The organism is Escherichia albertii, assembly GCF_028622335.1.
In the GTDB taxonomy this organism is placed as follows: Bacteria; Pseudomonadota; Gammaproteobacteria; order Enterobacterales; family Enterobacteriaceae; genus Escherichia; species Escherichia albertii.
The window spans coordinates 3878891-3890859 of record NZ_CP117568.1; the positions used below are offsets into that span (position 1 = coordinate 3878891).

Consider the following 11969-nt stretch of genomic DNA (forward strand, 5'->3'; position numbering starts at 1 on the left):
CTGGCCCGGATTTCCGGGCCAGTTTTTACCGCGAATCATCGTAATAAAAATGGATATCCAGATTTTCAGTGGGCTTGAAGTTTTTTTGCGTAAACTCCAGCGTCAGTGGATCGATTTGTTTTAATGGCGAGCTAAAACAAGGGACAATGACTTCGCTTTCACTGTTTTTGTGGATACGCAGAGTGAAATCGCCAATTATGCCATCTTTCCAGTTGGCGCCAGTTTTCAGTATATAGCTCAGATTATTCCAGTCTATATCCGCGCTACCGTCTTCATTTCTGTCTTTTATTCCCACATCCAGTTGTTTTAATGCTTTACGTGTTGCAGGTGTCAGACATTTATCACCGTAATTCTCATTACTTAAAATACTTTCAAGGTTATTTGGTACGCCGCCGGAAGCGCTGGGCGTATACGAATGATGAATAATGATCTCCTTTCCAGCCGGGAAATACTGTTGCCAGATAAAGTATTGCTGAATCTCTATTTGTAGATAACCATTTTTAAACCATTCTGGCGGCAAAGGGGGCGTCTCGCTGGGATCACGAATACCGTGTACATAATCCAGCCATTGTGCCATTGTGCCATTGTCCATCCGCTATGGAGCAATATTTCCGTCACATCCTCCTGGATTTTGTTCTGCCCGTTAAGCCGCTTCGCCAGCCAGCGGGATTGCGTTTTTACTGGCTTGCCATTAACGCTGAGCTTAAAGTTTGCAATGCCGACAGAGCGGTCTCCCACATTGTTTTCCCCAAGTGCTGGCATAGGAAATGCCACAGGTACGGTAATGTCCTGAGGAGAATGGTTAATAAACACATAATCAACGTTAATTCTGTCTTTCGCTATTAGCAGCCGTTCCTTAGCCATGCTGATATTATTTTGTTTTAAAAAAATCAGGGTGCCGTTATCTTCACCGACCGCAGAATCATTAGCCAGAACAACGGAACTGATAAAAAATAACAGAGAGAGTAATTTTCTCATGAACGAAGATTCCATGTCCGAAAAATAATCACTATCATAATCCTGTTATCGCAATTTTTCGAGGGAGTGGGGAATGCGTTATTTTATATTTTTATTAATGATGTTTGGCGGAAATATATTTGCCGAAGAAATAAGACCGTTACTGCAAGGCGATGACTGGCGTAAAGGTATTGCGCAAGATTTACGTAATGAAGAGGGCTTGCAAAATGCGCTATTTAATCTTCGGCGGATTGAGGCGAGTTCGTCTATTGCTTATGTTTGCGGCCTGATGAAAGATAAAAACGATAATTTCCTGCCGGATGAGCACAATCAATATCATCTTTATGACCGGATTATGATGTGGGGTTACAAGGGCACATGGATTAGCGCGGTACGTTTTGACCGTGAAATCGACTCGCCGCAGGACGTCCACTGCTTCTACGGCAAAGAGGTGGCGTTACAGGTAATGCGACTGGAAGCCACCGTGGCGTCGCAAGGGCGTAAAACGCTATGCCAGCCGGTAAAGGCTGATGAGCCGCTCAGAAGCGAAATTCTCAACGACTTACGCCGCAATTATGTGGGCGATAGCAATCGCCTGACGCTGAACGGCCCGCTGCCGACGGTGAAATTTAAGGTCGACGAGCTTTGCGCTACGGAAAACTACGCCCATTTTATGGGGGAGCCGACGGATGACGCTGAGAGTGTGTATCACCATGATGGCGATGAGTTTACCAGGCTGGATGTGATCCTGAAAAAATCCGCTGATGGCGCGTGGCATCTAATGCCGGAAGGGCGTCTGTTGACACAGCAAGCGAAAGTGGATGCCGTTGGATATTACTATTACGGCATGTTGCGGGAACAGGATTTAGCGCAACTGGCGCAGGTTTGCTTTGTGGAAGGCGATACGGTCAATATCACCGGAACACTGCAACAACAAGGCGAAGAGTGGACAGTAACGCCGGATACGCCGTTGGCTTGCGTGCGCGATGTCGACATAAGCCAGGCTGGCTGGAATCAGAGGATGCAGCTAGTGCTCACCAGGCAGGAAAAAGAGCTGTTGAAAGATCTACCTGGGAAGAAAGTGCAGATGAGCGGCGATATATTTCTTGCATTAAGTACCGCACACCATACGCCGCTACTGCTGGATAATATTTTCCGCTTAAAGGAATTAAGTAAATGATCCATGGTTAAAAGATCGTCGTCGAAAATGGCGAAATTTCTGGGCATTGCAGTAGGGGCGCTTTCTTCACCATTTTTTATCTCTAAACCACCGCCGTTACGCTGTTTTTCTCCTGTAAGGCTGCGATAATTACATCAATGGCGCAATGCGATTTCGGCGCATTGCCGGGAGCTGAGGAACACACTATGGATTACGAATTTCTGCGCGATATTACCGGAGTGGTAAAGGTGCGTATGTCCATGGGGCATGAAGTGGTTGGGCACTGGTTTAATGAAGAGGTGAAAGAAAACCTGGCTTTGCTTGATGAAGTGGAACAAGCGGCGCATGCACTGAAAGGCAGCGAACGTTCCTGGCAGCGGGCAGGGCACGAATACACCCTGTGGATGGATGGCGAAGAGGTCATGGTTCGCGCCAATCAACTGGAATTCGCTGGCGATGAGATGGAAGAAGGGATGAACTACTACGACGAAGAAAGCTTGTCGCTGTGCGGCGTTGAGGATTTTCTTCAGGTGGTGGCGGCTTACCGTAATTTCGTTCAGCAGAAGTAGATAAATTTGGCGGAGCTTCCGTGCTCCGCCAGAGCCGTTAAATGGCTGGCATATTGCGCCCGTAATAAATCTCGCGCATTTCTTTCCACAGCGCAGCGGTAATTTCTTCGCGCTCGTCGGCGGTTAAATCTTCCGGTTTGGTGTGGAACATATAATGCTTAAGATCGAATTCTTTAAGCAGCATCTTGGTATGGAAAATATTTTCCTGATAGACGTTTACATCCACCATGTCATACAGCGCCTTTATATCATCAGACATAAAGTTCTGAATTGAATTAATCTCATGATCGATAAAGTGTTTCATGCCGTTAATATCGCGGGTAAATCCACGCACGCGATAATCAATGGTCACGATATCGGATTCAAGCTGGTGGATCAGGTAATTCAGCGCCTTCAGTGGGGAAATTACGCCGCAGGTGGAGACTTCAATATCGGCGCGGAAGGTACATAATCCGCCTTCAGGATGGCTTTCCGGGTAGGTATGTACGCAAATATGGCTTTTATCGAGATGGGCGACGACGGCTTCTGGCAATGGGCCGGGATGTTCCGTTGTGTCGATAAGTTTCGGGTCGACGGGTTCTTCGCTCACCAGAATCGTCACGCTGGCACCCTGTGGTTCGTAATCCTGGCGGGCTATGTTAAGAATATTGGCCCCGATAATGGAACACGTTTCTGACAGGATTTCGGTCAGGCGGTTGGCATTATAGAGTTCATCAATATAAGCAATATAACCGTCGCGCTCTTCTGCGGTTTTGGCGTAGCAGATATCGTAAATACAAAAACTCAGACTTTTGGTCAGATTATTAAAGCCATGCAGTTTTAGTTTTTTCAATTTCTTATCTTCTCCTTAGGACGCCTGTGAAACCAGTGCGTCTTGCAGATACTGGGGTAAGGCAAAAGCTGCCGTGTGGATTGCCGGATTGTAATAACGACATTTCAGACCAGAGGCGAGAAAACGTGCCTGAATAATTTCGGTTGAGAGATGGCGTAATGCGTCGTTATCGGTTGCCCATGCAAAGGTCATGATGCCGCCGTAATAGGTCGGGATTGCGGCCTGATAAAAGCCAACATCGTCGAAGTAATGGCTGAGTTTACGATGGCTGCCGATGGCTTCTTCCTGCTGTAAAAAGCAGACGCCGTTCTGCGCGACGAAGATACCGCCAGGATTCAGGCAGCGTTTGCAACCTTCATAAAATGCAGAAGTGAACAGACTTTCGCCGGGGCCGATGGGATCGGTACAGTCGGAGATGATCACATCAAAGGTTTGGTTGGTTTGATTAACGAAGTTGACACCATCGTCGATCACCAGTTTAAAGCGCGGATCGTCGTAGCTACCGGCGTTATGGTTAGGCAGATACTGACGGCAGAACGACACGACACCCGCGTCGATTTCCACCATCGTGATTGACTCAACGTTTTTGTGTCGGGTCACTTCACGCAGCATGGCGCCGTCGCCGCCGCCGATGATTAGCACATGCTTCGCGTGGCCGTGGGCCAGTAGCGGCACGTGGGTCATCATCTCATGATAGATAAACTCGTCGCGCTCGGTGGTTTGTACTACACCATCCAGCGCCATCACGCGACCAAATGCGGCGTTTTCAAAAATGATCAGATCCTGAAGATCGGTCTTTTCATGATACAGAACGTTATCTACAGCAAAGTACTGCCCAAACTGGTCGTGTAGCGTTTCATGCCACCGTTTCTTTTCGGCCATGGGTTGATACCTCCTTTGTTAACACCCGTAAAAAAAGGGCGCAACATAATAGCTAACATTAACCGTGGATGCACGGTCAATGTTTCTACAAAAAGGTATCAGGAATTATTTTACGTAGGCAAGCAGGCTTAAGGAATCGCGGGCCAGGGCTTTACACTTTTTGGCGACAGGAATGCCGATACCGCTGAGATCGCGATAGCTATCTTCACCGAGGGCTTTCATATCGAAGTTGTCGTAGTTGCTGAGATCCCACTGGTTTTGCTGGGCAAAAAAGACCAGTGCGCGACGAATCTGCCCGTTAGGTAAGTTCTGGTAACCACAATCGTTCTTCAGAAAAACAAAAACTGCCGTTAAGTCGGCCATATCTTCGGCTTCAGATTCGCTGAGCGCGTAACTATTTGCGCATACAGCCATCAGGCTGCCGAATAACACTGTTCTGAAAAACGTCTTCATTGCTTCTACCAGGGGCTTAAAGAGAGTAAACGTTAGCACACTGCGAGCGAGGCGACGACCATTATTGTCGATTAAATTGTGTGTCTGCGGCTTGACCTTCCCGTAAGGGGAAGGACTATCCTCAACGTTTAATTTTGTTTCGCCTGCTTGAGAATAAGGAAATAACTATGCAACGTCGTGATTTCTTAAAATATTCTGTCGCTTTGGGCGTGGCTTCGGCTTTGCCGTTGTGGAGCCGCGCAGTTTTTGCCGCCGAACGCCCCACATTACCGATCCCTGATTTGCTCGCCACTGATGCCCGTAATCGCATCCAGTTGACCATTGGCGCAGGCCAGTCCACTTTCGCCGGGAAAACGGCGACGACCTGGGGGTATAACGGCAATTTGTTAGGGCCAGCAGTGAAATTACAGCGTGGCAAAGCGGTGACAGTTGATATTTATAACCAACTGGCGGAAGAGACGACGTTGCACTGGCACGGGCTGGAAGTGCCGGGAGAAGTGGACGGCGGCCCGCAGGGGATTATCCCGCCTGGCGGCAAACGCACGGTGACGCTGAACGTCGATCAACCTGCCGCTACCTGCTGGTTCCATCCACATCAACACGGTAAAACCGGACGTCAGGTGGCGATGGGGCTGGCTGGTCTGGTTGTCATTGAAGATGACGAGATCCTGAAATTAATGCTGCCGAAACAGTGGGGTATCGATGATGTCCCGGTGATCGTTCAGGATAAAAAATTTAGCGCCGACGGGCAGATTGATTATCAACTGGATGTGATGACCGCCGCTGTTGGCTGGTTTGGCGATACGTTGCTGACCAACGGCGTTATCTACCCACAACACGCTGCGCCGCGTGGCTGGCTGCGTCTGCGTTTGCTCAATGGCTGTAACGCCCGCTCGCTCAATTTCGCTACCAGCGACAATCGTCCACTGTATGTCATTGCCAGTGATGGTGGTTTGCTGCCTGAACCGGTGAAGGTAAGCGAGCTGCCGGTGCTGATGGGCGAGCGTTTTGAAGTGCTGGTGGAGGTTAACGACAATAAACCGTTTGATCTGGTCACACTGCCGGTCAGCCAGATGGGGATGGCGATTGCGCCGTTTGACAAGCCGCATCCGGTAATGCGGATTCAGCCGATTGCCATTAGTGCCTCTGGTGCTTTGCCAGACACATTAAGTAGTCTGCCGGCGTTACCTTCGCTGGAAGGGCTGACGGTACGTAAGCTGCAACTCTCTATGGACCCGATGCTCGATATGATGGGTATGCAGATGCTGATGGAGAAATATGGCGATCAGGCGATGACCGAGATGGATCACAGCCAGATGATGGGCCATATGGGGCACGGTAATATGAATCATATGAACCACGGCGGTAAGTTCGATTTCCATCATGCCAATAAAATCAACGGTCAGGCGTTTGATATGAACAAGCCGATGTTTGCGGCGGCGAAAGGGCAATACGAACGTTGGGTTATTTCTGGCGTGGGTGACATGATGCTGCATCCGTTCCATATCCATGGTACGCAGTTCCGTATCTTGTCGGAAAATGGCAAACCGCCAGCGACGCATCGTGCAGGCTGGAAAGATACGGTGAGGGTTGAAGGTGGCGTCAGTGAAGTATTAGTGAAATTCAACCACGATGCGCCGAAAGAACATGCTTATATGGCGCACTGCCACCTGCTGGAGCATGAAGATACCGGGATGATGTTAGGATTTACGGTATAAAAATGCTGTATCCGAGAATATGCCCGGATCTCTCCGGGCATGAGATTGATGACAAACGCAAAACTGCCTGATGCGCTACGCTTATCAGGCCTACGCACAATATATTGAATTTGCAGGTTTTGTAGGCCGAATAAGGCGTTCACGCCGCATCCGGCATGAACAAAGCGCACGTTGTCTGGCCCCCTGCGGGTAAACGCGCCTGCCACAATTTTTCACCGTTGCTCATGTTGTAATCGCGCAGGTAGTTATCTGCCGTAGCGGCGATAAACAGCACATTACCCGCAGTAGAGATCGGCCCGCCCAGCATCGGCATTCCCATATTGAACGGTACCGGAACGGGCATCGGGAACGACATGCTGTCCTGCGGCGTACCAATGCGTTTCTTTTCACAAATTGAACTTTATTAACGGATTCCGCTTATGAATAGTTTTGCTGGTATACTGCATGTCTTGCGCTTTGTTGCGGTGCCGAAACCCGCCCGTGCGAAGTGATTTGTTTTTAAATCATATGGTTAGAGATATGAAACATACTGTAGAAGTAATGATCCCCGAAGCGGAGATTAAAGCGCGTATCGCCGAACTGGGTCGTCAGATTACTGAGCGTTACAAAGACAGCGGCAGCGATATGGTGCTGGTTGGTCTGCTGCGTGGCTCATTTATGTTTATGGCGGACCTGTGCCGTGAAGTTCAGGTATCTCATGAAGTCGATTTTATGACCGCCTCCAGCTACGGTAGCGGCATGTCCACCACCCGTGATGTGAAAATCCTCAAAGATCTGGATGAAGATATCCGTGGCAAGGACGTGTTGATTGTTGAAGATATCATCGACTCGGGTAATACACTGTCGAAAGTGCGTGAAATCTTAAGCCTGCGCGAACCGAAATCGCTGGCGATTTGTACGCTGCTGGATAAACCGTCCCGTCGTGAAGTGAACGTCCCCGTAGAATTTATCGGTTTCTCGATCCCGGATGAATTTGTGGTGGGTTACGGTATTGATTACGCTCAGCGTTACCGCCATCTGCCGTACATCGGCAAAGTGGTGCTGCTGGACGAGTAAGTGCGGATATGCCGGATGTATCGCATCCGGCATGGCGAATTTATTTGTGATTGATGTGCTTCAGCTTGAGGTTGGAAATCCCGTGGCGGTAACGTTGCTCCAGGGTTTCGCGGTTAGTGGCGGTGACATCCAGGTCACGCAGTAAACCATCGTGAATGCCGTAGGCCCAGCCATGAATGGTCACTTTCTGCCCGCGCTTCCACGCTGACTGCATAATGGTAGAGTGGCCCAGGTTATACACTTGTTCCATGACGTTCAGTTCGCACAGCGTATCCAGACGACGTTCTGGCGGCATTTCGCCGAGCAATGAGCTATGTTTGAACCAGATATCGCGGATGTGCAACAGCCAGTTGTTGATAAGCCCCAGTTCCGGGTTTTCAACAGCAGCCTGCACACCGCCGCAACCATAGTGGCCACAGATAATAATGTGTTCAACTTCGAGAACATCCACTGCATACTGAACCACGGAGAGGCAGTTGAGATCGGTGTGAATGACCAGGTTAGCAACATTACGGTGAACAAAGAGTTCGCCCGGCTCAAGACCGGTTAAACGTTCTGCAGGAACGCGACTGTCGGAACATCCAATCCATAGAAAGCGCGGTTTTTGCGCTTGTGCCAGTTTCTCAAAAAACCCGGGATCTTCTTCCACCAGCATTTTTGACCATAGTGCATTGTTGCTGATGAGTGTATCTATGTCTTTCATGGAGGTTAACGACCTGTAACCAAATAATTACGTTTGGCTAATATAGGGCAACTCCGGGACGATTTAAACCACAGATAAAGTGTAAGAACGTAAGGTAAGTAAAAATTTATGACCATTGCACTGGAACTTCAACAGCTTAAAAAAACCTATCCAGGCGGCGTTCAGGCGCTTCGTGGAATAGATTTGCAGGTCGAAGCGGGAGATTTTTATGCGCTTCTCGGGCCGAACGGGGCCGGGAAATCGACCACTATTGGTATTATCAGCTCACTGGTCAATAAAACCTCCGGGCGGGTCAGCGTATTTGGTTACGATCTCGAGAAAGATGTCGTGAACGCTAAACGTCAGTTGGGACTGGTGCCGCAGGAATTTAACTTCAACCCGTTTGAAACCGTGCAGCAAATTGTGGTGAATCAGGCGGGGTACTACGGTGTAGAGCGCAAAGAAGCGTACATTCGCAGCGAAAAGTATCTTAAACAGCTCGATTTATGGGAGAAACGTAACGAACGTGCGAGGATGTTATCAGGCGGGATGAAACGCCGTTTAATGATCGCTCGTGCGTTAATGCATGAACCTAAGCTGCTGATTCTCGACGAACCGACCGCCGGCGTGGATATTGAACTTCGCCGCTCAATGTGGGGATTTTTGAAGGATTTAAACGACAAAGGCACCACGATAATTCTCACCACGCACTACCTGGAAGAAGCAGAAATGCTGTGCCGCAATATCGGCATTATTCAACACGGTGAGCTGGTGGAAAATACCTCGATGAAGGCGCTGTTGGCGAAGTTGAAATCGGAAACCTTTATTCTCGATCTCGCACCGAAAAGCCCATTACCGAAGCTCGATGGCTACCAGTATCGACTGGTCGATACCGCCACGCTGGAAGTTGAAGTCCTGCGCGAGCAGGGCATCAACAGTGTGTTCACACAGTTAAGCGAGCAGGGCGTTCAGGTATTAAGTATGCGTAACAAAGCTAACCGACTGGAAGAGTTGTTTGTTTCACTGGTTAACGAAAAACAAGGAGATCGCGCATGATGCATCTTTACTGGGTGGCACTAAAAAGCATCTGGGCGAAAGAAATTCATCGCTTTATGCGTATCTGGGTGCAGACGCTGGTGCCGCCGGTCATCACCATGACCCTTTACTTTATTATCTTCGGCAACCTGATTGGTTCGCGCATTGGCGATATGCATGGCTTTAGCTATATGCAGTTTATCGTGCCGGGGCTGATCATGATGTCGGTGATCACCAATGCCTACGCCAACGTCGCATCCTCATTTTTCGGCGCCAAGTTCCAGCGCAATATTGAAGAGCTGCTGGTGGCTCCGGTGCCAACGCACGTAATTATTGCCGGATATGTTGGCGGTGGCGTGGCGCGTGGGTTGTTCGTTGGTATTCTGGTGACGGCGATTTCGCTGTTCTTTGTGCCATTTCAGGTGCATTCGTGGGTATTCGTTGCCTTAACGCTGGTGCTTACGGCGGTGTTGTTCTCTTTGGCTGGACTGCTGAATGGTGTTTTTGCGAAGACGTTTGATGATATCAGTCTGGTTCCGACCTTTGTACTGACGCCGCTGACCTATCTTGGCGGGGTATTTTACTCTCTGACCTTATTGCCGCCGTTTTGGCAAGGGTTGTCTCGCCTGAATCCGATCGTCTATATGATTAGTGGTTTCCGTTACGGCTTTCTCGGTATAAATGATGTACCGCTGGTGACAACCTTTAGCGTGTTGGTTGTCTTTATTGTCGCATTTTACCTGATCTGCTGGTCGCTGATTCAGCGCGGACGCGGGCTGCGTAGCTGAGGCAATGTCCTCTCCTCTGGCAAGGGGAGAGGAGTTTTGACGATTATCACCCTTTAACAACAATTGTCAGGGTAGACTGATTTTAGGCTAAGGAGGAAGGCAATGTTAGGTTGGGTAATTACCTGTCATGATGACCGGGCGCAAGAGATACTGGACGCGCTGGAAAAAAAATACGGAGCGCTGGTCCAGTGCTGTGCAGTCAATTTCTGGCACGGATTAAGTTCCAATATGTTAAGCCGCATGATGTGTGATGCGTTACATGAAACAGACTCGGGTGATGGCGTTATTTTTTTAACCGATATTGCCGGAGCGCCGCCGTACCGCGTCGCATCATTACTAAGCCACAAACACTCCCGCTGTGAAGTGATTTCTGGTGTTACGTTGCCGTTAATTGAACAGATGATGGCTTGTCGCGAAACAATGACCAGTGCGGAGTTTCGCCATCGCATGGTGGAACTGGGCGCACCGGAAGTGAGTAGTTTGTGGCACCAACAACAAAAAAATCCGCCGTTCGTTCTAAAGCATAATTTGTATGAGTATTAGCCCGCAATCGTGACTGCGCTTTGCTACAATAAACGCGTTGTTTCACGCCCTGGTTATTTTTCATGTATAAACAAGCTGTTATTCTCCTGTTGATGCTGTTTACGGTAAGCGTCAGTGCTGCATTACCCGCTCGTTATATGCAAACTATCGAAGATGCCGCCATCTGGGCGCAGGTTGGCGACAAAACGGTGGCAGTAGGGAATATCCGGGCCGGACAAATCCTCGCTGTAGAACCAGGGGCCGCCAGTTACTACGAGTTTAATTTTGGTTTCGGCAAAGGGTTCATCGATAAAGGCCATCTTGAGCCGGTACAGGGCCGCCAAAAAGTCGAAGATGGCCTTGGTGACCTTAACAAACCGCTGAGTAATCAGAATCTCATTACCTGGAAAGACACGCCGGTCTATAACGCGCCGAGTGTGGGCAGTGCGCCATTTGGCGTACTGGCGGAAAATTTGCGTTATCCCATTCTGAATAAACTAAAAGACAGATTGAATCAGACCTGGTATCAGATCCGCATTGGCGATCGCCTGGCCTATATTAGCGCGCTGGATGCGCAGCCAGATAACGGTTTGCCGGTGCTGACTTATCACCACATTTTACGCGATGAAGAAAATACCCGTTTTCGCCACACTTCGACCACTACTTCGGTACGTGCATTTAATAACCAGATGACCTGGTTACGTGACAGGGACTACGCCACGCTGAGTATGGCGCAGCTGGAAGGCTATGTGAAAAACAGCGTTAACCTGCCTGCGCGAGCCGTGGTGATTACCTTTGATGATGGCCTTAAATCGGTGAGTCGTTATGCTTATCCAGTTTTGAAACAATATGGTATGAAAGCAACGGCGTTTATTATCACCTCGCGCATCAAACGTCATCCGCAGAAATGGGACCCGAAATCGCTACAGTTTATGAGCGTTGCGGAGCTCAATGAAATTCGTGATGTATTTGATTTCCAGTCACATACTCATTTTTTGCATCGGATAGATGGTTACCGTCGGCCTATATTACTGAGCCGTAGTGAGCACAATATTCTGTTTGATTTTGAACGTTCACGTCGGGCACTGGCGCAATTTAATCCACATGTTTTGTATCTTTCTTATCCATTTGGCGGATTTAATGACAAAGCGGTGAAGGCGGCAAATGATGCCGGATTTCACCTGGCAGTGACGACCATGAAAGGCAAAGTTAAACCGGGGGATAATCCGTTGTTGTTAAAACGGCTTTATATCTTAAGAACGGATTCGCTGGAGACGATGTCGCGGCTGGTGAGTAACCAGCCGCAGGGGTGATTA

The 11969-nt window shown here is 49.0% G+C and carries 14 protein-coding genes and 1 pseudogene; 8 read left to right on the forward strand and 7 right to left on the reverse strand.

The window, feature by feature from the left end:
• Window positions 1–25 precede the first annotated feature (25 nt).
• The gene (locus tag PS053_RS18740) at window positions 26–577 is read right to left on the reverse strand and encodes a DUF4424 family protein (protein ID WP_273774346.1); all 552 of its coding nucleotides are present in this window, start codon (window positions 575–577) and stop codon (window positions 26–28) included.
• On the reverse strand, window positions 481–978 hold the full coding sequence (locus tag PS053_RS18745; RefSeq protein WP_273774347.1) for a DUF4424 family protein: 498 nt from the start codon (window positions 976–978) through the stop codon (window positions 481–483). Before PS053_RS18745 ends, PS053_RS18740 begins: the two co-directional genes overlap by 97 nt.
• A 73-nt stretch (window positions 979–1051) precedes the next feature.
• Here PS053_RS18745 and PS053_RS18750 point away from each other — a divergent pair, with 73 nt between their 5' ends.
• Both PS053_RS18750 and yacL read left to right on the forward strand, forming a co-directional pair.
• Complete coding sequence (locus tag PS053_RS18750; RefSeq protein ID WP_059224226.1) at window positions 1052–2137, forward strand: DUF4431 domain-containing protein; 1086 nt, start codon at window positions 1052–1054, stop codon at window positions 2135–2137.
• A gap of 185 nt (window positions 2138–2322) precedes the next feature.
• Window positions 2323–2685 (forward strand): protein YacL, encoded by a 363-nt coding sequence (yacL, locus tag PS053_RS18755; RefSeq protein WP_000384306.1) that lies wholly within the window; start codon window positions 2323–2325, stop codon window positions 2683–2685.
• A 37-nt stretch (window positions 2686–2722) separates the two neighbouring features.
• Here the strand turns inward: yacL and speD are convergent, their stop codons facing one another.
• The 3 genes from speD to PS053_RS18770 form a co-directional block, all read right to left on the reverse strand.
• Entirely contained in the window at window positions 2723–3517 is a 795-nt protein-coding gene (gene speD, locus PS053_RS18760; protein WP_000734296.1) for an adenosylmethionine decarboxylase, read from the reverse strand.
• 15 nt (window positions 3518–3532) lie between these two features.
• On the reverse strand, window positions 3533–4399 hold the full coding sequence (gene speE / locus PS053_RS18765) for a polyamine aminopropyltransferase (RefSeq protein WP_059220734.1): 867 nt from the start codon (window positions 4397–4399) through the stop codon (window positions 3533–3535).
• 105 nt (window positions 4400–4504) lie between these two features.
• Window positions 4505–4852, reverse strand: coding sequence for a YacC family pilotin-like protein (locus tag PS053_RS18770; protein ID WP_000846616.1), 348 nt, complete (start codon window positions 4850–4852; stop codon window positions 4505–4507).
• Window positions 4853–5019: 167 nt separating this feature from the next.
• Between PS053_RS18770 and cueO the strand changes: the two genes are divergently transcribed.
• Entirely contained in the window at window positions 5020–6570 is a 1551-nt protein-coding gene (gene cueO, locus PS053_RS18775; RefSeq protein ID WP_256878683.1) for a multicopper oxidase CueO, read from the forward strand.
• A 139-nt stretch (window positions 6571–6709) separates the two neighbouring features.
• Here cueO and PS053_RS18780 read toward each other — a convergent pair.
• Window positions 6710–6955 (reverse strand): annotated as a pseudogene (locus PS053_RS18780) (hypothetical protein); the annotation flags it as partial.
• Between the two features lie 134 nt (window positions 6956–7089).
• Here PS053_RS18780 and hpt point away from each other — a divergent pair.
• The gene (hpt, locus tag PS053_RS18785; protein WP_000683336.1) at window positions 7090–7626 is read left to right on the forward strand and encodes a hypoxanthine phosphoribosyltransferase; all 537 of its coding nucleotides are present in this window, start codon (window positions 7090–7092) and stop codon (window positions 7624–7626) included.
• Between the two features lie 40 nt (window positions 7627–7666).
• Here hpt and can read toward each other — a convergent pair whose 3' ends face one another.
• A complete protein-coding gene (gene can / locus PS053_RS18790) occupies window positions 7667–8329 on the reverse strand; it encodes a carbonate dehydratase (protein WP_000651596.1) in 663 nt (220 codons plus the stop codon).
• Between the two features lie 108 nt (window positions 8330–8437).
• On the opposite strand from can, the gene PS053_RS18795 reads away from it, so the two are divergent.
• From PS053_RS18795 to PS053_RS18810, 4 genes are all read left to right on the forward strand, one after another.
• A complete protein-coding gene (locus PS053_RS18795; protein ID WP_000150633.1) occupies window positions 8438–9364 on the forward strand; it encodes an ABC transporter ATP-binding protein in 927 nt (308 codons plus the stop codon).
• Entirely contained in the window at window positions 9361–10131 is a 771-nt protein-coding gene (locus tag PS053_RS18800; RefSeq protein WP_000972204.1) for an ABC transporter permease, read from the forward strand. Before PS053_RS18795 ends, PS053_RS18800 begins: the two co-directional genes overlap by 4 nt.
• Window positions 10132–10233: 102 nt before the next feature.
• On the forward strand, window positions 10234–10674 hold the full coding sequence (locus tag PS053_RS18805) for a PTS sugar transporter subunit IIA (RefSeq protein WP_000902000.1): 441 nt from the start codon (window positions 10234–10236) through the stop codon (window positions 10672–10674).
• Window positions 10675–10736: 62 nt separating this feature from the next.
• Window positions 10737–11966, forward strand: coding sequence for a polysaccharide deacetylase family protein (locus PS053_RS18810; RefSeq protein ID WP_059224239.1), 1230 nt, complete (start codon window positions 10737–10739; stop codon window positions 11964–11966).
• Window positions 11967–11969: the final 3 nt, after the last annotated feature.